Annotated in this window: 17 protein-coding genes; 14 read left to right on the top strand and 3 right to left on the bottom strand. The window is 36.8% G+C overall.

The window, feature by feature from the left end; all coding sequences use genetic code 11:
- Positions 1 to 48 precede the first annotated feature (48 nt).
- The 11 genes from ATZ35_RS14765 (at position 49) to ATZ35_RS14715 (ending at position 13,558) form a co-directional block, all read left to right on the top strand.
- Positions 49 to 960, top strand: coding sequence for an aldo/keto reductase (locus ATZ35_RS14765; protein ID WP_208927901.1), 912 nt, complete (start codon positions 49 to 51; stop codon positions 958 to 960).
- Between the two features lie 309 nt (positions 961 to 1,269).
- Complete coding sequence (polA, locus tag ATZ35_RS14760; RefSeq protein ID WP_208927900.1) at positions 1,270 to 3,915, top strand: DNA polymerase I; 2,646 nt, start codon at positions 1,270 to 1,272, stop codon at positions 3,913 to 3,915.
- A gap of 97 nt (positions 3,916 to 4,012) precedes the next feature.
- Positions 4,013 to 4,849 (top strand): DNA-formamidopyrimidine glycosylase, encoded by an 837-nt coding sequence (gene mutM, locus ATZ35_RS14755; protein WP_208927899.1) that lies wholly within the window; start codon positions 4,013 to 4,015, stop codon positions 4,847 to 4,849.
- A 3-nt stretch (positions 4,850 to 4,852) separates the two neighbouring features.
- The gene (gene coaE, locus ATZ35_RS14750; RefSeq protein ID WP_208927898.1) at positions 4,853 to 5,446 is read left to right on the top strand and encodes a dephospho-CoA kinase; all 594 of its coding nucleotides are present in this window, start codon (positions 4,853 to 4,855) and stop codon (positions 5,444 to 5,446) included.
- Between the two features lie 317 nt (positions 5,447 to 5,763).
- Complete coding sequence (gene nrdR, locus ATZ35_RS14745; RefSeq protein ID WP_086279183.1) at positions 5,764 to 6,249, top strand: transcriptional regulator NrdR; 486 nt, start codon at positions 5,764 to 5,766, stop codon at positions 6,247 to 6,249.
- Between the two features lie 12 nt (positions 6,250 to 6,261).
- On the top strand, positions 6,262 to 7,668 hold the full coding sequence (locus ATZ35_RS14740) for a replication initiation and membrane attachment family protein (RefSeq protein WP_208927897.1): 1,407 nt from the start codon (positions 6,262 to 6,264) through the stop codon (positions 7,666 to 7,668).
- Positions 7,668 to 8,597, top strand: a complete 930-nt coding sequence (dnaI, locus tag ATZ35_RS14735; RefSeq protein ID WP_086279185.1) for a primosomal protein DnaI — start codon at positions 7,668 to 7,670, stop codon at positions 8,595 to 8,597. Before ATZ35_RS14740 ends, dnaI begins: the two co-directional genes overlap by 1 nt.
- Positions 8,598 to 8,741: 144 nt before the next feature.
- Complete coding sequence (locus tag ATZ35_RS14730; protein ID WP_208927896.1) at positions 8,742 to 9,218, top strand: hypothetical protein; 477 nt, start codon at positions 8,742 to 8,744, stop codon at positions 9,216 to 9,218.
- A 543-nt stretch (positions 9,219 to 9,761) separates the two neighbouring features.
- Positions 9,762 to 12,365, top strand: coding sequence for an ATP-dependent chaperone ClpB (gene clpB, locus ATZ35_RS14725; RefSeq protein ID WP_208927895.1), 2,604 nt, complete (start codon positions 9,762 to 9,764; stop codon positions 12,363 to 12,365).
- A gap of 170 nt (positions 12,366 to 12,535) precedes the next feature.
- Positions 12,536 to 12,982 carry a MarR family winged helix-turn-helix transcriptional regulator gene (locus ATZ35_RS14720; RefSeq protein ID WP_208927894.1) on the top strand — a complete coding sequence of 149 codons (447 nt, stop codon included), beginning with the start codon at positions 12,536 to 12,538 and terminating at the stop codon, positions 12,980 to 12,982.
- 171 nt (positions 12,983 to 13,153) lie between these two features.
- Entirely contained in the window at positions 13,154 to 13,558 is a 405-nt protein-coding gene (locus ATZ35_RS14715; RefSeq protein WP_086444292.1) for an organic hydroperoxide resistance protein, read from the top strand.
- A 43-nt stretch (positions 13,559 to 13,601) separates the two neighbouring features.
- Here ATZ35_RS14715 and ATZ35_RS14710 read toward each other — a convergent pair whose 3' ends face one another.
- From ATZ35_RS14710 to ATZ35_RS14700, 3 genes are read right to left on the bottom strand one after another with little or no spacing between them, the layout of a single operon-like run.
- On the bottom strand, positions 13,602 to 14,279 hold the full coding sequence (locus tag ATZ35_RS14710; protein ID WP_208927893.1) for a DUF2238 domain-containing protein: 678 nt from the start codon (positions 14,277 to 14,279) through the stop codon (positions 13,602 to 13,604).
- 42 nt (positions 14,280 to 14,321) lie between these two features.
- Positions 14,322 to 14,801 (bottom strand): nucleoside 2-deoxyribosyltransferase, encoded by a 480-nt coding sequence (locus tag ATZ35_RS14705; protein ID WP_208927892.1) that lies wholly within the window; start codon positions 14,799 to 14,801, stop codon positions 14,322 to 14,324.
- A 55-nt stretch (positions 14,802 to 14,856) separates the two neighbouring features.
- Positions 14,857 to 16,077, bottom strand: coding sequence for a GNAT family N-acetyltransferase (locus ATZ35_RS14700; protein ID WP_208927891.1), 1,221 nt, complete (start codon positions 16,075 to 16,077; stop codon positions 14,857 to 14,859).
- Positions 16,078 to 16,476: 399 nt separating this feature from the next.
- Between ATZ35_RS14700 and lepA the strand changes: the two genes are divergently transcribed.
- The 3 genes from lepA (at position 16,477) to arcA (ending at position 20,828) form a co-directional block, all read left to right on the top strand.
- Entirely contained in the window at positions 16,477 to 18,312 is a 1,836-nt protein-coding gene (lepA, locus tag ATZ35_RS14695; RefSeq protein WP_208927890.1) for a translation elongation factor 4, read from the top strand.
- Positions 18,313 to 18,935: 623 nt separating this feature from the next.
- Positions 18,936 to 19,058, top strand: a complete 123-nt coding sequence (locus tag ATZ35_RS16890) for a hypothetical protein (protein ID WP_279614912.1) — start codon at positions 18,936 to 18,938, stop codon at positions 19,056 to 19,058.
- Between the two features lie 546 nt (positions 19,059 to 19,604).
- Complete coding sequence (gene arcA, locus ATZ35_RS14690; protein WP_208927889.1) at positions 19,605 to 20,828, top strand: arginine deiminase; 1,224 nt, start codon at positions 19,605 to 19,607, stop codon at positions 20,826 to 20,828.
- The last annotated feature ends 176 nt before the right edge of the window (positions 20,829 to 21,004 follow it).

Here is a 21,004-nt window from a genome sequence, read left to right as displayed (position 1 = left end):
AAAATGTGTTAAACTAAATAAGTGAATACAATTTTAGGAGGGTTTCCTGTGAAAAAAATTCAATTTGGGACAAGTGATTTACAAGTAGCATCAGTGATTCTTGGTTGTATGAGGATGAACGCAGCCGAAAAACCAGCAGAAATTATTGAGACAGCGTATGAGCACGGTATCGATTTTTTTGATCATGCAGATATATATGGCGGTGGCGAGTGCGAAACAATTTTTGGTAAAGCATTAAAAGAAACATCGATCAAAAGAGAAGAAATTATTATTCAAACAAAATGCGGGATTCGTAAAGGCATGTTCGACTTTTCAAAGGAACATATCATCTCTTCCGTTGAAGGCAGTTTAAAACGTTTAGGTGTGGATTATATCGATGCGTTATTACTTCATCGACCAGATACACTTGTTGAACCAGAAGAAGTTGCGGCTGCTTTTAATCAACTCGAAGCACAAGGCAAAGTGAAATATTTTGGTGTCAGCAATCAAAAACCAATGCAAATCGATTTATTGAAAAAAACAGTAAAACAACCATTATTAGCAAATCAGTTGCAATTTGGGATCAAACATACCGAAATGATCGATCAAGGCATCCATGTAAATATGACAGACGAAGCAAGTGTAGATCATGATGGCAGTATTTTAGATTATTCTCGTTTAAATCAAATGACGATCCAAGCTTGGTCACCTTATCAGTACGGTTTCTTCGAAGGCGTTTTTATTGGAAATGAAACATTTTCAGAGCTGAATGCCACGTTAGATAAAATCGCTGAGCAACATAATTGTACAGCTACGGGGCTTGCAACTGCATGGATTTTACGGCATCCAGCCCAAATGCAGGTGATCGCAGGAACAATGAATAAAGGAAGGATCGCAGAAATAGCGAAAGCATCAGAGATTGTTTTAAGTAGAGAAGAATGGTACGAAATTTATCGTGCGGCTGGAAATATCTTGCCTTAGAGTTAAAGATTTCGGTGTAAATAGAAATATAGGTCGATTTTTCCTAAAAAAAGTTACATTTTAGAAATCTTTCGTTCATACAATGTTCACAAATTCCTTGTACTATAAGGACATAGAAGAAAGACAATTGCTACAAAAAACAATTTCATTTGTGTGAACTCCTAATTTGACCCGCTCTGAGTGTGCAGAGCGGGTTTTCTTTTGTGTTTACTGAAGCTTTGCGAACTTTAGTTCCTTCCTACTGCAAAGTTGACAGTTTTTTGTTAGAATAGATAGGAAACCAGTTTGCTGAAGATGAGGAGAAAAAAGATGACAAAAAATAAGTTATTATTAGTTGATGGAAACAGTGTTGCCTTTCGAGCGTTTTTTGCTTTGCATAATTCCCTAGAACGATTTAAAAATAAAAATGGGTTACATACCAATGCAGTTTATGCGTTTAATAATATGTTCGAAAACGTCATGGCTAAAGAAAATCCGACGCATGTTTTAGTCGCATTTGATGCTGGGAAAACAACCTTTAGAACCGAATTTTATCCAGAATACAAAGCAGGTCGTTCAAAAACTCCAGGAGAATTTAAAGAGCAAATGCCTTATATTCGCGAATTACTGACTGGTTTAGGCGTGAAATATTATGAGCTAGATAATTATGAAGCAGATGATATTATCGGAACATTGGCTACTAAAGTGCCAAAAGACCAATTTGATGTCGTTGTGTTGTCTGGAGATCGAGATTTAACACAATTGGCGACAGATTCTGTCAAAGTCGACATTACGATCAAAGGCGTTAGTGATCTCGAAACTTATACACCAGCGCATGTAGCTGAAAAATATGATGGCCTAACACCTAATCAGATCATTGATATGAAAGGTCTTGCTGGAGATACATCGGATAATATTCCTGGTGTTACAAAAATTGGTGAGAAAACAGCAATCAAATTATTGAAAGAATTTGGTTCAGTTGAAGGGGTTTATGAAAACATCGACAGCATGAAACCAAGTAAAATGAAAGAAAACCTAATCAATGATAAAGAGCAAGCCTTCATGTCTAAGCGCTTAGCGACAATCAATGTTGATTCTCCAGTCAAAGTCGATATCGATGAATTGAAATATGAAGGAAAAGATCTAGAAAAACTGATTCCCTTCTATAAGGAAATGGAATTCAAGCAAATGTTAAGCAAATTAAATGTTGAAGAAGAAGCCGTTGAACTTGAAGATGTTCATTTCAATGTAGTGGATACGTTCACTGAAGAAATGTTTACTGATGATATGGCCTTATATATTGAAATGATGGAAGAAAATTACCACACCTCTCCAATCGTAGGAGTTGCTTGGGGCAATAAAGAAAAAGTATACGTGACAAATAGTTTAGAGCTATTTGAAAGTAAACCGTTTGTTGATTGGGTATTATCAGATAAATATAAGAAAACTGTATATGATGCAAAACGGACCTATGTATCACTAAATCGCTATGTTGGAAAACCACAAGGGCTTAAGTTTGATGTTTTATTGGCTGCTTATTTACTAGATACAAATGATAATAGTGCTGATATTGAAGGCGTGGCTCAACATTACGGCTACACAGATATTCATTCGGATGAATCAGTCTATGGAAAAGGTGCCAAAAAAGGTCTGCCAGAAGACGATGAAGCATTTTTCAGTCACTTGGCTCGAAAGGTTAAGGCTATTCAATTTCTTTCCGCAAAATTGGACACAGAATTAGTTGAAAAAAATCAAGCTGATTTATTCTATAAAATGGAGCTACCACTGTCAAAAATTTTAGGTGACATGGAGATTACGGGAATTCGTGTAGATGCAAATCGATTAAAAGAAATGCGTATTGAGTTTTCAGATCGACTACGTGAAATCGAACAAAAAATCTATGCTGAAGCGGGTGAAGAATTTAACTTGAATTCACCGAAACAATTAGGTGTAATTCTGTTTGAAAAAATGGGCTTACCTGTTATTAAAAAAACAAAAACTGGCTACTCAACGGCCGTTGACGTTTTAGAACAGTTAAAAGAACAAGCACCGATCGTAGAAGATATTTTAGTTTACCGTCAGATTGCTAAAATTCAATCGACCTATGTTGAAGGTCTCTTAAAAGTAATTCAGCCAGATGATAAAATCCATACAAGGTATGTGCAAACGTTAACTCAAACGGGTCGTTTAAGCTCTGTTGATCCTAATTTACAAAATATTCCAATCCGTCTAGAAGAAGGGCGTAAAATTCGTGAAGCTTTTGTGCCAAGAGAAAAAGACTGGTTGATTTTTTCATCCGATTATTCTCAAATCGAACTACGTGTATTAGCTCATATTTCTGATGATCAGCATTTGAAAGAAGCGTTTATTGAAGGACAAGATATTCACTCAAGTACAGCGATGCGTGTGTTTGGTATCGAAAAACCAGAAGATGTTACGCCAAATATGCGTCGCCAAGCCAAAGCGGTCAATTTTGGGATCGTTTATGGAATCAGCGATTATGGCTTATCCCAAAATTTAGGTATTACTAGGAAACAAGCACAAGAGTATATCGATACTTATTTTGAGAAATACCCAGGTGTTAAAAAATATATGGAAGATATCGTTCGCGACGCTAAAGATAAAGGATTTGTAGAAACCTTGTATAATCGTCGTCGTTATTTGCCAGATATCAATTCACGTAATTTCAATCTTCGTTCGTTTGCAGAACGAACTGCAATCAATACACCGATTCAAGGTAGTGCCGCTGATATTTTGAAAATTGCGATGATCAATATGGATCAACGATTAAAAGAAGAAAAAATGCAGGCAACGATGTTACTGCAAGTTCACGATGAGCTTGTTTTTGAAGCGCCAGAAGCTGAATTAGATCAGCTAAATGCTTTGGTTAAAGAAGTGATGGAAAATGCTGTTTCATTACATGTACCATTGCTGACAGATAGCAGCTGGGGTAAAACGTGGTACGAAGCAAAATAAGCAACTAAAATAAGCTGAAAAAGACTGACCTAACGAACAAGGTTGTAAAACCTTGATGTGTTTGTTTCGGTCTTTTTCTTCAAAGGAGAGGTGAGTTATGCCTGAATTACCAGAAGTTGAAACCGTCAGAAAAGGGTTGGAAAAGTTAGTTGTCGGCAAAACAATCGAAGAAGTCACGATATTATGGCCGAGAATCATTGAATCACCTGAAACAGATATTTTTGCGCAACAGTTGATTGGTCAAACAATCGAAAAAATGGAACGACGTGGGAAATTTTTGATTTTCAAATTAACGAATTACGATATGATTTCTCATCTGCGGATGGAAGGAAAGTATGAAACCCATAAGCCGGAAGAAGAGCGAACAAAACACACCCATGTGATTTTTACATTTACCGATGGAACTGAACTCCGTTATCTTGATGTTCGGAAATTTGGTCGTATGGTTTTAGTGCCTAAAAATCAAGGTGAACAGTATAAAGGTATCTTGGCTTTAGGTCCTGAACCGATTCCTACTCAATTCAAATTAAAGGAATTTCGAATGGGGTTAAAAAAACATCATAAAGCCATCAAACCGTTATTATTAGATCAACGACTAGTTACCGGTTTAGGGAATATTTATGTAGATGAGGCTTTGTGGGAAGCGAGTATTCATCCAGAACAACCCGCTGATTCATTAAAACCTAAAGAGGTTGAAGGGCTGTATTATGCAATCATCGATGTCCTAGGCCGAGCGGTCGAAGCTGGCGGAACAACAATCCGTAGCTACTTAAATGCGCTAGGCGAAGCAGGAACCTTCCAAATTTCACTAAATGTTTATGGCCAAACGGAGAAACCATGTCCACGATGTGCTACACCAATCAAAAAAATCAAAGTTGCACAACGAGGAACCCATTTTTGTCCGAAGTGTCAAACCTTAAAAGTGAGAAACTAAACGATGACTAAGATATTAGGACTGACTGGTGGGATTGCTACAGGGAAAAGTACCGTTGTAAAGGTCTTTAAAGAACTGGGTTTTCCAGTTGTTGATGCTGATGTGATCGCTCGAGAAATTGTTGAAGTGGGCATGCCAGCGTTAGCTAAAATTGTGTCTACGTTTGGAACAGAAATATTGCAGCCAGATGGTTCATTGGACCGTAAAAAATTAGGAGCGCTTGTTTTTTCAGACGAAGAAAAAAGACAAAAACTAAATGCATTACTCTCTCCTTTTTTAAGAGAAGCAATCTTGTCGCAAATTGAAAAGAAAAAAGACCGAGCGTCATTAGTCGTTGTTGATATTCCCTTGCTTTATGAGGGCGGATATGAAAATGACATGGATCAAGTAGCAGTTGTCTATGTTCCAGAAACGATTCAACTGGATCGTTTGATGAAAAGAGATCATCTGACGGAACAAGAAGCGTGGCAACGAATAAACAGTCAATTATCGATCGAACAGAAAAAGCAAAGAGCAGATATCGTATTTGATAATCAAAAAACGATCCAAGAAACTAAGAAATTGGTGGAAAATTGGGTGTTAAAAAATCATTTTTAATTACTCGATCTGTAGTAAGAACTATTTTTCAGATAAATGAAGACAAGGGAGGCAGCGAATGTTAAAGCCGATTTTGTTTTCATTTTTTTGTTACAACTTATTTAGATAAATTGATAAGAGAAATAACCAGCTCAGTGAGAGTCTGATTCATTTTATTTAAAAAACTGTTATTAAATAAACGTTAAACAAATGAAAAAAAATGGTTAAGAAGTAATCGCTAATGTCTGGTTTCTTAAGCATTTCATGTTATAATATAGGAAGTAAACTTAAAATTAACTGTTAAAATAGATATTATTAGATAAAATGAGGTGAATACTATGCGTTGTCCAAGATGTCATCATAATAATTCTCGTGTAATTGATAGTCGTCAAGCTGACGATGGTCGTGCGATCCGTCGTCGTAGAGAGTGTGAAAATTGTAATTACCGTTTTACAACATTTGAACGGATTGAAGCTGCACCATTATTAGTCATTAAGAAAAACGGTGACCGAGAAGAATTCAATAGAGAGAAGATTTTACGCGGGTTGATTCGCTCAGCAGAAAAACGTCCAGTTGCCATGGAACAAATGGAACAAATCGTTGATAATGTTGAAAATCGTGTTCGTAGCTTAGGCGAGAATGAAGTTTCAACGACATTAGTCGGAGAATATGTAATGGAAGATTTAGTCAATCTAGATGAAATTGCCTATATTCGTTTTGCCAGTGTGTACCGTCAATTTAAAGATATGAGTGTGTTCTTAAAAGAATTGCAAGGAATCGTTGATAAAGCAAAGTCTTCAAACGCTGATACAACCAATGAATAAGGAGGTCTTTCCTTGAAAGACAAGTGGAAAGAAGTCCAGCCAAAAAGCATATTTCAAGCAACCATTGCTTATACTTTATCTGACCAAGAACAAACTGTTTTAACGCTTTTATATCAACCGATAATTGGCGCAAAAGCGTTTAGTTTATATTTGACACTGTTATCAGAAGTTACAGAAACAGGTGTTAGTGAATCACTTTTTCATGCAGAGCTGATTACAATGTTGGATATGAGTATCAAAGAAATTCAAACTGCTAGAAAAAAATTAGAAGGTATTGGATTACTAAGTACCTTTGTCAAAGAAGATAGTGAACTAGGGATTTACTTTTTGTATCGTTTAAATCATCCTGAAACGGCCGAACGTTTCTTTAAAGACGAAGTGTTGTCACTGACTCTGTTAAACAGCGTTGGACAAAGAAAGTTGGATAAATTATTTGAGCGATTCAAACCCAAATTTATTAGTTTGACAGGTTTTGAAGAAGTTTCAGCTAGTTTTAAAGATGTCTATCTGTTCAAAGAGGAGCAAATCATTGCACAAAGTGGTCAGCTAGGTCAGCTGGCGCAAGCATTCACTGATCCAAGACCTGTGAAAAAACCAAGTGCAGTCAGTGAAACCTTTGATTGGGCCTATTTTGTTCAAGGAATTGAAAATTTAGGAATCAAACTTCCTGATAATAGTGCTGGTTTTAAGGAAGAGGTCTTTATCTTCCACAATTTATTTGGGATCACAGAATTAGATATGATCGAGTTTTGTTCTAAATCATTTGATTATTATACGAGTAAGATCGACGTCAAAGACTTTGAACGAGCGGTGTATCGTACTTATGATCCTGATAAAAAACAAAAGGCAAGCCAATTCCAAACTAACGAATCAGTGGAATTATCTGCTGCAGATCAGCAAACATATCGTTACAACTCATTAAAAATGAATGGTTTTTCAACACAAGATATTCAAATGATCATGGATAGTGAGAAGAATTTTCCATTGAACTATTTGGAAGCCTTGAAAAATGAACGAGGCGGTTATACTACGCCGCAAGAGCGCTCTTTAGTTAAATACTTAGTGAGTAAATCCGGACTGCCAAATAGTGTGATCAATGTCTTGATCAATTACGTTTATAATATCCAAAAACAACCAACACTAAAAGCGGACTATGTTAATCGAATCGCGAATGAATGGGCACAAAGTGGTATTTTTTCCCCTGAAAAGGCGATTGATCATGTACGTGAGTTAGCCAAAAAAGGCAAAGAACAAAAACAAACGAGACAGCGTTATGGACAAAACAACCGTCCGATTCGTCAGGAAACACTACCAGATTGGGTAGAAAATCCGGTTGAAGAACAAAAGCTATCGAAAGAAGAACAAGCACGATTAGATAAAGAAATTCAAGATTTTCTGAGTAAAGGAGGCGGCAACTAATGGAAGACGTAGGAAAAGAAATGTCAAAAATCATTCAAAACAGAGATATGAACGAGCGCTATAATGAACTGGTCGATGTTGTATTAAAAGATACGGATGTCCAAGAATTTATTCAAGAACATCGCGAGCGATTGACGGATGATGACATCCGTAAAAGCTATTCAAAACTGTATGAATTTGTACAAGAAAAACGTAAATATCAATTGAATGATCCATCAATGATCGCTCCTGGCTATGAGCCGAAATTAACCTTGAATTTTCACTATATCGATGTTACTTATGTACCAACTGAAGCGTTGATTGCCAAGCAAAAAGAAGATGAGATTCGTAAAAGAGTTCGCGCGATGGATATGCCTAAAGATGTACGAGAAGCTAGTTTAAGCCGATTTGATACAGCCTCTCAGGGTCGAGCACAGGCGATGGCTGAAACGATGAAGTTTTTGAATGAATATACTTCTGAACCAAAAGAATTTCACAAAGGACTGTATCTTCAAGGGACATTCGGCGTAGGAAAATCATTCCTATTAGGTGCCATTGCAAATAGTTTAGCGGAACGAGGATTTGTGACGACTATTGTACATTTCCCAACCTTTACAGTTGAAATGAAACAGGCAATCGGTAAAGATATGGTTGGACCAAAGCTAGATGCTGTTAAAAAATCACCCGTGTTGATGATTGATGATTTGGGTGCAGAATCAATGACTTCTTGGATCCGTGACGATGTTTTAAGTGTTATTTTACAATACCGCATGCAAGAACAATTAGTGACATTTTTCTCCTCTAATCTTGATTTAAAAGAGTTAGAAAAACATTTGTCTGTCACGCAACGTGGGGAACAAGAACCTTTGAAGGCCCGTCGGATCATGGAGCGAATTCGTTATTTAGCACAAGAAATCACGATGTCAGGAAATGATCGAAGAAATGGCTAAAAGCTGTCTGATTATGTATTGACCCCAAAAAATAGTTTGACCTCCAATCATATGATTGGAGGTCAGTATTATTGCGGTTAATACCGTTTCGAATTCAAACTGAAAAGGGTTCAAGAGTATCTTGAAGGGAAAGGTGGAACTTCAATGAAAAAAACGACGAGTATTACTTTAGGAATAATTTGTGCATTGTTCGTTTTAGGCGCTTGTACAGCTAATAATAAAGATGAATCGAAAGGAAGTACTGAAACTTCTATGATGAGTAAGAAAGAGGAATCGACTGAACAAACTTCTAAGAGTTCAGACAAGACGCAAGAGCAATCCATTTTTACTGCTCTCCTAGTGGAAGATGGAAAGAAAAATGAGACAGTTGACCAATCGATTCGCTTGGTTTTAAATGAGGTGGAAGCAGTAAAAGACCCTGAAGAAATCCTCAATATGATGAAAAATGATGGTGTGATCCTAAATGTATCGACCGAGCAATTAGCAGCTGGATTAACAGAAGCGGACTTAAGAGCGGGAGATAAAATTCAGTTTACCTTAGTAGGGTTACCAGCTATGACAATGTCGATACCGCCTCAAGTTGCTGGAAATTCAGTAATAAAAGTTGAAAAAATTCAATGATCTAGAGATGATTTAAAACGTTCAATTGGACGTTTAGATCATCTTTTTTTGTTACTAAAACTCATATTATTTTGCTAAAATAATTAGTTGGAGTATCATAAAAATAGGTAGGGGGGGAATTGGTCAAAAAAGAGAAGTTTTCGTTTGACCTTTGCTGACCAATTGAGTATAATTGATTTATAAGGTCAAAGTTAATCAGACTTTAGACCTTATCAAAAATAGTCCAAAAGACGTAATGTTTTTTTAGGAAATAAAGGATACTATTTATATAGAAGGTAATTTTAGTGTTATCTAGCTTTACGAGCTAGCCTTTCGGAAAAAAATAAAAATAGAGTGAGCCAAAAAGCGTCTCAATCGATTTTTCCTATTTTCCAGTCAAGACTAAACAGGCTTATTACGCTTCTATCTATCTAGCTCCATAAGCCAGTCTCTCGGAAAAAAGATAAAAATAGAGTGAGCCAAAAAGCGTCTCAATCGATTTTTCCTATTTTTCATTCGAGACTAAGCGGGCTTATTACGCTTTTAATTTTAGGAGGTAATGTTATGAATATCGAAAAAATGACAACAACTTTACAAGAGGCCATTGCTGAGGCACAACAGGTCGCAGTAACTCGCCACCATCAGGAAATCGATATTGCTCATTTATGGAAGATTTTTTTACAACCGAATCACTTTGGTCGTAATTTTTATACAGATGCAGGCGTTGACGTCGAGACTTTTGAACGGGAAATCGACCAAGCAATCGATGAATACCCTAGTATTCAAGGAAGCAATATCCAATATGGGCAAAGTATGAGTCAAAATCTGTTTAACTTATTAGGTGAAGCAGATAAGTTGAGAGAATCATTTCAAGATGAATTTCTAGCAACTGAAATCGTGATTTTAGCGTTGATGAAATTGAAAAATTATCGCTTGACCAAGTATTTGACTAGTCAAGGAATCACAGAAAAAGAACTACGTAAAAATATCGAAGACATGAGAGGAGGAGATCATGTGACTTCTCAAAATCAAGAAGAACAATACAAAGCATTAGAAAAATATGGTGTTGACTTAGTACAGCAGGTTAAAAGCGGCAATCAAGATCCGATCATTGGTCGTGATGAAGAAATCCGTGATGTTGTTCGAATTCTTTCACGAAAAACAAAAAATAACCCTGTTTTGATCGGCGAACCAGGCGTTGGTAAAACAGCTATCGTCGAAGGCTTAGCCCAACGAATCGTGCGCAAAGATGTACCGGAAAACTTAAAGGATAAGACAATCTTTTCGTTAGATATGGGAGCGTTGATCGCTGGAGCCAAATTCCGTGGCGAATTTGAAGAACGTTTAAAAGCTGTTTTAAAAGAGGTTAAAAAGAGTGAGGGGCGCATCATTTTATTCATTGATGAAATCCATAATATCGTTGGAGCAGGAAAAACAGAAGGTAGTATGGATGCTGGTAACTTATTGAAACCCATGTTGGCTCGTGGTGAATTACATTTGATCGGTGCAACAACATTAGATGAATATCGTCAATATATGGAAAAAGATAAAGCGTTAGAACGCCGTTTCCAAAAAGTTTTGGTAAAAGAGCCGACTGTTGAAGATACGATCAGTATTTTGCGTGGGTTAAAGGAACGTTTTGAAATCCATCATAGTGTCAACATCCATGACAATGCTTTAGTTGCTGCAGCAACGTTATCTGACCGTTATATCACGGATCGTTTTTTACCAGATAAAGCCATTGACTTAGTTGATGAAGCAAGTGCTACGATTCGTGTGGAAATGAATTCAATGCCAACAGAGCTTGATCAAGTAACTCGTCGTTTAATGCAATTAGAAATCGAAGAAGCTGCCTTGAAGAAAGAATCTGATGATGCTAGTAAAAAACGTCTAAACGCGTTGCAAGAAGAACTGGCTGATCTTCGTGAAGAAGCGAACGCCATGAAGATGCAATGGGAAACTGAAAAAGAAGAAGTCAATGCTGTTAGCAATAAACGAGGCGAAATCGATAAAGCAAAACATGAGTTAGAAGATGCTGAAAACAATTACGATTTAGAACGAGCAGCTGTCCTTCGTCATGGCACAATTCCTCAATTAGAAGAGGAATTAAAACAACTTGAAGCAAAAAATGACGAAGAAAATGTCCGTATGGTGCAAGAAGCCGTGACTGAAAATGAAATTGCTCAAGTAGTTGGTCGCTTAACCGGAATCCCTGTAACGAAACTGGTTGAAGGGGAACGAGAAAAACTAATGAAGTTGAACGAGACTTTACACAAACGTGTGATTGGTCAAGATGAAGCGGTCGATGCTGTTAGTGATGCCGTGATTCGCTCTCGTGCTGGGTTACAAGATCCAGATCGTCCTTTGGGATCATTCCTATTCTTAGGACCAACTGGTGTTGGTAAGACAGAACTTGCTAAAGCGTTAGCAGAAGATTTGTTTGATTCAGAAGAGCATATGGTGCGGATCGATATGAGTGAGTATATGGAAAAACATAGTGTCTCTCGTTTAGTCGGTGCACCTCCAGGCTACATTGGTTATGAAGAAGGTGGGCAATTAACAGAGGCCGTTCGTCGTAATCCTTATACCATCGTGTTGCTAGATGAAATTGAAAAAGCGCATCCTGACGTATTTAACATTTTACTCCAAGTGTTAGATGATGGTCGTTTGACTGATTCTAAAGGGCGTGTGGTTGATTTCAAAAATACTGTATTGATCATGACGAGTAATATTGGTTCTCAATTGTTGCTTGAAGGGGTTACACCAGAAGGTACGATTCCAGAATCAGTAGAGGAACAAGTAATGACCATATTACGCGGTCATTTCAAACCAGAATTCTTAAATAGAATTGATGATACGATATTGTTCACACCATTAAGTTTGGATAATGTCAAAGGGATCATTGGCAAAATGACAGCTCAATTAGCGCGACGTTTAGAACAGCAAGAAATCGAATTAGTGGTTTCTGATGAAGCAAAAACTTGGATTGCGGAAAGTGGCTATGATCCAGCTTATGGTGCTCGTCCACTGAAACGTTTTATTACTAAAGAAGTAGAGACGCCTTTAGCGAAAGAAATCGTGTCAGGACGTGTATTACCAAAAACAAAAGTAACGATTACGTTATTAAATGGACAATTAGTATTTAAAAATGAACCGATAGCAGAATAAGTTAAAGCTAATTGAGGCTGAGACAGAAGCAGCTATTCGGATTCCGTGTGAAGGGATATGACTCGTAGAGTTATCCCCTTCACACTTTTTTTATAAGTGAAAAAAATTGATTTTAAAAACGATATTGTGTAGAATCTAACTATTATAACAATTGCCAAAAGAGGGATCTAGTGGATAAAAAAAGTAGAAGACTAGAAGAACAACTATGTTTTTCTTTACAAAGTGTCTCCAAACAATTTAATAGAATGTATGCTAAAGCATTAAAACCATTTAATTTAACGTATCCCCAATATTTAGTATTGCTTGTTCTTTGGGAATATTCAGATCAACGGATCTCGGATATCGGCGAAAAACTTGAATTAGATACAGGGACGTTGACACCTATGCTGAAAAGAATGGAAAAAAATGGTTACCTCAATCGTGACAGATTGCCAGATGATGAACGGATTGTGATTATTTCCCTTACAGAAAAGGCAATTCAGCTGGAAACAGAGATTTATGACCAAGTGGAAGGCTGTTTGACTCAGTTAGATTTTAGTGAAACAGACTATTTTTCCTTAATCAAACAAATCAATGCTTTAAGTAAACAGGTAAATGATATTACACAGTTAAAATAAAATAGAACACGACGTTAAAAAGTAGGATGCTCGTTACTAGATCCTACTTTTTGACGTTTTTTCTTTGGAAAGAATAAAAAGCTCAAGCAAACTAATGTACTTTTGAATAAATGTTGTGTACAATTTAATTGTACGATATAGTCCTATGAAAAAGAAGCGGAGGAATGAATCATGAAAAAAATCTATTCAACAACCATTATCAATACAGGCGGAAGAGAAGGGGAAGTATTTTCACCTGATAAATCATTTAGTTATCAAGTAACCTCTCCTGGACCTCATCAAGAAAATAAAACAAATCCAGAACAATTATTTGCGGCAGCATACAGTTCTTGTTTCAATAGTGCGTTGGAACTTGTTATGGCACAAAAAAAGATTACGTCTAAAAGTACTGTAAAAGCAACTGTTTCTCTATTTAGCGATGAACAGTCTGGTTTCCAAGTAGGGGTTGTCTTATCTGTGAAAATCGATGATGTTGATCGTGAAACTGCGGAAGAATTAGTCAAAGCAGCTCATGAAGTATGCCCGTATTCAAAAGCGACAAGAGGCAATATTTCAGTAGAGTTAGAAGTAGAATAGCACAAAAAAACAAGCACTTTAGGCTTTCTAAAGTGCTCGTTTTTTATTTTTTAACTTTTCTAAATGCATAAGCTTTAAAATAATCAGCTTTATGTCGTTGAGTAAAGCTATAAACGGTTAATATCAAGGCACCGATCGTATTTGTAAATAGATCGCCCATCGTATCCATCAATGCTGCCCGACCAATGTATGGTTTACCTGCTTCCGTCATATAACGCTGCAAATTCATGTTACCAAGCGAATCACAGAGAAACTCCCAAAACTCCCAGAAGACACCAGCTAATCCAGCAAAAGCAAAGCCCATAATAATAAACAACCAAGGACTAACTTTGGTAAAATCAGCGTCACGTAAACAATAGCCAATGATTGCATAACCTACTGCGACCAATAAAATCGGGCTAACTGCGTGTAAAATTTTATCCCAAAATGGTACGATAATAATCAAACGTAGCCCAGTTCCAAGAAATACTGCGATCCAAATGAAAAACCAATAATAAAGGCGGACCATTTTTGGAAAAACTAATCCAGTAAATTTTGTAAAAACGAACGGTAGAAAGATTACTGCAATCCCAGCAATCATTTCAAAGGTTAACAGCACATATTGTTCAGTTGGCTGAACCACAAAAGTTTTAACGATATTGACGAGTAATGTAATAAAACCAAATACGAGTAAAAAGTAAAAGGCATTTTTTTCTTGTTTATCTTCAAATTCTAACTTCATATAAAAGCCTCCAATTTTCGTATTTTATAAAGTACAACTGAATTATTTAGTGAATTGTTCTTTGATCAATTCTAAGAAATCTTGTTCATTCGTAGCAACAGTTCCATTTAACTTCAGTAAGCCGACTGTATACAAATTAAGATAATGGAATTGATTTTCAGCAGTCTCACTCAAAGCCGCTAATTTCTTTTGGTTATCGGCTCCTTGTTGGCGTGTATCAGTATACAAACCAATCATCGGGATGTTTTTTGCATAAGCGACCCCAATTTCAGAAGCCACACCAGCATCGATCGTAATACCATCCAAAACAGCGACTAATAGATCACTTTCAAGTACTCGTTCAGTATCAGCTAATGCGATCATCGTGCTGTCTGCATAGGCTGTTTTATCATTGATTGCACCGTTTTCTTGCGGTAAGTAAACCTCTAATGAATCATCCAGCGCACGAATTTGTTTGACTAAAAATTCGTTGTAAAGTAAGTCAGCTTTCGCAAACATTGGTCCTGCAAAGTAAATTTTCATGTGTTGTTTCCTCCAGTGAACGTTATCTGTTGTAATGTTAAAGTGTTAATAATGATCAAAAATAATCGCTAAAATAAGCTTCTTGATCAGGGAAAATTCGTTCTAATGAATTTAAGGTTTCTTTATCTGTCTCTAATCGTTCGATCCGATGTAGATAGGTTGGGCGACGATAGTTCATCAGTAGACAAGTCAACGTTTGAATATCGATCTGCACAGGTTGTCCCAACGGTTCATCGGTCACAGAAACCTGATCGTCTTCATCCCATAAAAGACTGAATACACCATTATTCCATTCCGCCACAGGATCACTTACGACAAAATGAAACGGTTTTGCGGTACTGGCATAGGGATAAGCTAGCAACATTTCTTTTACGTCCACGATTCTAGCCATGTAATAAGGTTCGATGGTTTCCTTGATTTGACTGTCATCTAGTAAAAAGGCTAACGGTTCATTTTTATAAATATCGCCTTCAGCCCAATCGATCATAGAGAAATGAGCTGAAATGAAATTCCATAAGCCATTACGAGCTTCCTGATTGATATAAAACATTTCTTTAATATGAAAGACATCTTCCGCTACCCAGTAAAAGAGTACACCTAACGGCTCTTGATTCGCGCCATAATAGACAGCTGCGGTCCGTTCATCTTCATTTTCAAAGCGCCAATATTCTTCCCAGTTAAATTCACTGCGGATCAAGGCACCATGATTTTGTCGGGCAAATTTGGCATAGACAGTAAAGACATCTTCATGATCAACACTGACACGTTCCACCATTCCAGGTACTTCAACTTGTTTCGGTAGTTGGGTATCACGAATTTTGAACGATAGTTTATCGGACATGATCTCCCAGCCTTTTCTACGGTAATAAGGAATACTGTAGGGATAAAGGTAAGAAATCCACTGTTGATCTTCCCGCATATTTTTCAGGGCAAGATGAATCAAATCCTGCATCAAACCATGGTTGGCATATTCCGGATATGTCCCCACACCCGTGATCCCGCCCATTTTGAAAAGGGTACCGTGAATATTGACCTCACAAGGATAAATGGCAATTTGAGAGATCAATTGATCTTCATGGAACCAACCAAAAACTTTTGATTGCTCTAAAATCGGTTGTTTCGATTTGATCAATTCTTTTTTACTTTCATAGCCGCTTTCTTCTAAATCAGCTTCTGTAAATTGAAAGACATAACTCAATAACTCATTAAATTGATCGACATATTTTTCATCTACGGCTTTTAATTCTAAACTATCTCTGAACTCTTTTTGGTCCATTTTTCCATCTCCAATTATTTTTTCTACCTTCAGTATATCAAAAAAAACGGAATAAATAGAGTATTACTTCCTAAGAAATAGTAAAGAGGGGTTTCTAGACCTAATGGAGTATGCGAAGCTTCTAGTTAGAGGTGGCAAATGAATCGGAAAATTTATTGATCAAGACACAGTGAAATCAACTATAACTAGCAAGAAATCTATCAAGGAAGATGAAATTTACCTTTAATAGTCAAAGGAGAGTACTAGATTCTGGTAAACATAGGAAAGTTCTTTAATTCTAGGCGAAATCTTGTTATAATGAAAAGTGCTGATTGAAAATGATCTGAGCGATGAGCGACGGAGCCAAAATTAAAAATCACCTGCTCATTCAGCTGTTCATAAAAGAAATGAGGACTATTAATGAATATAAATGAAATGAAGCAAAGACAAGAGAAAATTCGTAACTTTTCCATTATTGCTCATATTGACCATGGAAAATCCACTCTAGCTGACCGGATTTTACAAAAAACAGAAACAGTTTCTGATCGTGAAATGCAAGATCAGTTATTGGATGCGATGGATTTAGAACGTGAACGTGGCATTACGATTAAATTGAATGCTGTTGAATTGACATATACAGCGAAAGATGGGGAAGATTATATCTTCCATCTAATCGACACTCCAGGGCACGTGGATTTTACCTATGAGGTATCAAGAAGTTTGGCGGCCTGCGAAGGAGCTATTTTAGTCGTTGATGCAGCACAAGGGATCGAAGCACAAACGTTAGCCAACGTTTATTTAGCCTTAGATAATGATTTAGAAATTATTCCAGTCATCAATAAAATCGATTTACCAGCAGCTGATCCAGAACGAGTTCGTACAGAAATCGAAGATGTGATTGGGATCGATGCTAGTGAGGCTGTTCTAGCAAGTGCTAAAGCTGGAATTGGGATCGAAGAGATCTTAGAACAAATCGTAGATCTAGTGCCAGCCCCAACTGGGGATCTTGAAGCACCATTGAAGGCGTTGATTTTCGATTCAGTTTATGACAGTTATCGTGGGGTTATTTTAAATGTCCGGATCATGGATGGTGTCGTAAAACCTGGCGATAAAATCATGATGATGAACAACAATAAAACCTTTGAAGTAACCGATGTCGGTATTTTCTCACCAAAACCGATCAGCCGTGATTTCTTAATGGTTGGGGACGTAGGTTACATTACAGCCGCAATCAAAACGGTTCGCGATACCCAAGTAGGGGATACTGTGACATTAGCCAATAATCCTGCCAAAGAGGCATTAGCAGGCTATCGCAAAATGAATCCGATGGTTTATTGCGGATTGTACCCAATCGATAACTCTCGCTATGTTGAATTACGTGAAGCCCTAGAAAAATTACAATTAAACGATGCGGCTTTGCAGTTTGAAGCGGAATCTTCTCAAGCTTTAGGATTTGGTTATCGTTGCGGATTTTTAGGCTTACTGCATATGGACGTGATTCAAGAACGGTTAGAACGAGAATTTAATCTTGATTTGATTACGACAGCGCCGTCCGTAATTTATCATGTGACTAAAACAGACGGGACGAAAATCGTAGTAGATAATCCAGCTGAATTTCCGGATCAAAGCAGTGTTGATTTTGTAGAAGAACCATACGTTAAAGCAACGATCATGGTGCCTAATGAATATGTAGGTGCTGTAATGGAAATCTCACAACGCAAACGTGGTGAATTTGTGACGATGGATTATTTAGATGAATACCGAGTGAACGTTATTTACGATATGCCTTTATCAGAAATCGTATATGATTTCTTTGACCGTTTGAAATCTGGTACAAAAGGCTATGCTTCATTAGACTATGAGATGATTGGTTACCGCAAGAGTAATCTGTCTAAGATGGATATTCTGTTGAATTCAGAGAAAGTCGATGCATTGAGTTTTATTGTGCATAAAGATTTTGCTTTTGAACGTGGCAAAGTAATCGTTGAGAAGTTGAAAAAATTAATTCCACGCCAGCAATTTGAAGTGCCAGTTCAAGCTGCAATCGGTCAAAAAATCACTGCTCGCTCAACAATCAAAGCGTTGCGGAAAAATGTTTTGGCTAAATGTTATGGTGGAGATATTTCACGTAAACGTAAGTTGTTGGAAAAACAAAAAGATGGTAAGAAACGAATGAAACAAGTCGGTTCTGTTGAAGTACCGCAAGAAGCCTTCATGGCTGTTCTGAAAATGGACGAGGACGAACCGAAGAAGTAGCAAGGGTTTGAGAGCTTTAGTTAAAAATAAAAATTGGATTTTCCCACATGTATCCCACGAGCGTATAAACTCGTGGGATTTTTTTCTAAAATAGATTGTAACGCCTGTTCTTGAGTCCTATAGATAACTTGAATTTAAGGAATTAAAAACTAGGTAGATAGACCCAAAAAAGCTCAAGCATGCCAATCAGCCCTTTCTGTAATGAAAATGAAGGATAATAAACTACTGGAATCACTAAACAAACAACCTTACCACTGCTGTTCGCTAGTAGTTTACCTATTGGGATGTCTTGAATGCTTCTGCCGGTGGAGTTGCAGGGACCATTGGGGCGAAAAAGCGAGAAAATAATAATGTTGTTGCATGAGTTGTGAGTGCGACGGCCTTGATGTCGCCGAATTGTACAATAGGCTATTCCTTTTCACACTGGAACATTCCATGTGAGAAATAAAAAGTGGAGCGGAATTTGGGGATCAATTGAAAGTGCTTATTTTGCTTAAGACTGAGTAGTAATCAAAATAGAATTTTTTTTCCCTATTTAAAGAGAAAAATCATAGTAATTTTTCGGTTATCCTGATAACAGTCGCAAAGCTACAAATGTTTATAAAAAAAAAAGGGAAATGACCATGGATCCATCACAGCTTAAAGAATGTTTACCGTTGATTGAAAGAAAAAGCGATGTTGCAGAACTAATTTCAAAAATCAAGCAGGATGACTTTCTATTTATTATCCAACTGGAAATAGCATGACGGAAATCAGTTTAAACCATGATGAAGCAAAACAGGCAGATTTTAAATTTACGCATATCGTTTCGACTAACCCTCGTCTAACTTGTTCGTATTTAAAAATGAAAAGGACGCGATTGAACAATTATGGAATGACCGTAAATATTATCACTCACATAAATAGAAGCAAAACATAGAAAATTTTATATAGATGAATAAAGTTGTTGGTCTTTTTTAGGAAGCTAAAAAAGATTAACAGCTTTTTAGTGTACCAAATTTCTCTAGGATGAGAAAATAAGTACATTAAAAAAATAACAAATCACACCTGAAATCAAACAAAATTGAAGAGGTAGAAAATATTTTTAAATAAAAACCATGTATATTCTCGAAAAAAAAGGATAAGTATAAATTCACCTTGTCCATGTTGAACTATCAATTTAAATGTATGAAAAAATATGCATCATTTTTGCATAATGTGAGGATCATTGCCTTTTAAAGTCGAAAAATATCAAGAAGAGAACGCTATCATTTTGTTACGCTAATGACGAACCAAAAGAAGGAGGTATTTTGATGAACAATCCAATTAATGTTTTTTCTGAAATTGGGAAATTGAACACGGTAATGCTCCACAGACCAGGAAAGGAATTAGAAAATCTAATGCCGGACTATCTGGAATCACTTCTTTTTGATGATATTCCCTTTTTAGAACAAGCTCAAAAAGAACATGACTTTTTTGCGGAAACATTAAGAATGAACCAAGTAGAGGTGCTTTACTTAGAGGACTTGGCTGCTGAATCTTTAACAGATAAAGAGGTTAAAGAACGTTTTATTACAGAGTACTTAAACGAAGCAGATATTAAAGAAGAACGAACCAAACAGTATTTGCAGGAATTTTTAGCGTCTATCACGGATGGGCGAGAATTGATTGATAAGACAATGGCTGGTATTCAAAAATCGGAATTAACGGCTTTGAAACAGAATAGTCTATCTGATCTTGCTGATACCCATTATCCATTTATTATCGATCCAATGCCAAATCTGTATTTTACTCGAGATCCGTTTGCGACGATTGGGCATGGTGTTTCCTTAAACCGAATGTATTCGGTTACACGGCGTAGAGAAACCTTATATGGTAAATATATTTTTGGTCATCACCCAATGTTTAAGGATGCTCAAGTCCCGATGGTCTACCTTCGAGATGAAAACACTCGTATTGAAGGCGGTGATGAACTAATTTTATCAAAAAAACTGATTGCAGTTGGCATTTCTCAACGAACAGATGTAGTTTCTATTGAAAAACTAGCTAGAAATATTTTTGAGCAAGAGTTGGGCTTTGAACGAGTTTTAGCCTTTGATATTGGTGAAGAGCGTAAGTTCATGCATCTGGATACCGTATTTACCATGGTAGACCACGATAAGTTTACGATCCATCCTGAAATTGAAGGGAACTTAACGATTTACTCAATTTCTCAAGGGAAAGATGGTTTAGTCATTTCTGAAGAAACAGATACATTAGAACATATTCTATGTAAATATTTAGAGTTAGATCATGTGACTTTGATCCGTTGTGGTGGAGGAAATCTTGCTGCTGCAGCACGGGAACAATGGAATGATGGGTCTAATACACTCGCAATTGCACCAGGTGAAGTAGTCGTATATGACCGTAATACCATTACCAATCAAAAATTAGAAGAAGCTGGAGTTAAGCTAAATTATATTCCTGGCAGTGAGCTGGTTCGTGGACGTGGTGGTCCTCGTTGTATGAGTATGCCGTTTGATCGGACGGATATTTAATTGAGCTTATTACGCTTTTGCTTTGAAACATGCCAAGAAACACAACGAAGAAATGAGTTGATGTTGATTGGTACAAGGTGACTGAAAGGAACGTTGCTTCCATTAGTTGTTTTTATGTTGAAAAGTACAATGTGAAGCAAAGCGGAATGTTGTTACCATATCTAGCTTCAAAAGCT

It is taken from the genome of Enterococcus rotai, from assembly GCF_001465345.1.
GTDB lineage: Bacteria > Bacillota > Bacilli > Lactobacillales > Enterococcaceae > Enterococcus_L > Enterococcus_L rotai.
This window is presented reverse-complemented; position numbering and strand designations above follow the sequence as displayed.

Coding starts and splice junctions, on each gene's coding strand:
- ATZ35_RS14715 (WP_086444292.1), top strand. CDS start 13,154: ATGAAAAAAATCTATTCAACAACCATTATCAATACAGGCGGAAGAGAA.
- polA (WP_208927900.1), top strand. CDS start 1,270: ATGACAAAAAATAAGTTATTATTAGTTGATGGAAACAGTGTTGCCTTT.
- ATZ35_RS14730 (WP_208927896.1), top strand. CDS start 8,742: ATGAAAAAAACGACGAGTATTACTTTAGGAATAATTTGTGCATTGTTC.
- coaE (WP_208927898.1), top strand. CDS start 4,853: ATGACTAAGATATTAGGACTGACTGGTGGGATTGCTACAGGGAAAAGT.
- arcA (WP_208927889.1), top strand. CDS start 19,605: ATGAACAATCCAATTAATGTTTTTTCTGAAATTGGGAAATTGAACACG.
- dnaI (WP_086279185.1), top strand. CDS start 7,668: ATGGAAGACGTAGGAAAAGAAATGTCAAAAATCATTCAAAACAGAGAT.
- ATZ35_RS14705 (WP_208927892.1), bottom strand. CDS start 14,801: ATGAAAATTTACTTTGCAGGACCAATGTTTGCGAAAGCTGACTTACTT.
- lepA (WP_208927890.1), top strand. CDS start 16,477: ATGAATATAAATGAAATGAAGCAAAGACAAGAGAAAATTCGTAACTTT.
- nrdR (WP_086279183.1), top strand. CDS start 5,764: ATGCGTTGTCCAAGATGTCATCATAATAATTCTCGTGTAATTGATAGT.
- ATZ35_RS14700 (WP_208927891.1), bottom strand. CDS start 16,077: ATGGACCAAAAAGAGTTCAGAGATAGTTTAGAATTAAAAGCCGTAGAT.
- clpB (WP_208927895.1), top strand. CDS start 9,762: ATGAATATCGAAAAAATGACAACAACTTTACAAGAGGCCATTGCTGAG.
- ATZ35_RS14710 (WP_208927893.1), bottom strand. CDS start 14,279: ATGAAGTTAGAATTTGAAGATAAACAAGAAAAAAATGCCTTTTACTTT.
- mutM (WP_208927899.1), top strand. CDS start 4,013: ATGCCTGAATTACCAGAAGTTGAAACCGTCAGAAAAGGGTTGGAAAAG.
- ATZ35_RS16890 (WP_279614912.1), top strand. CDS start 18,936: ATGGATCCATCACAGCTTAAAGAATGTTTACCGTTGATTGAAAGAAAA.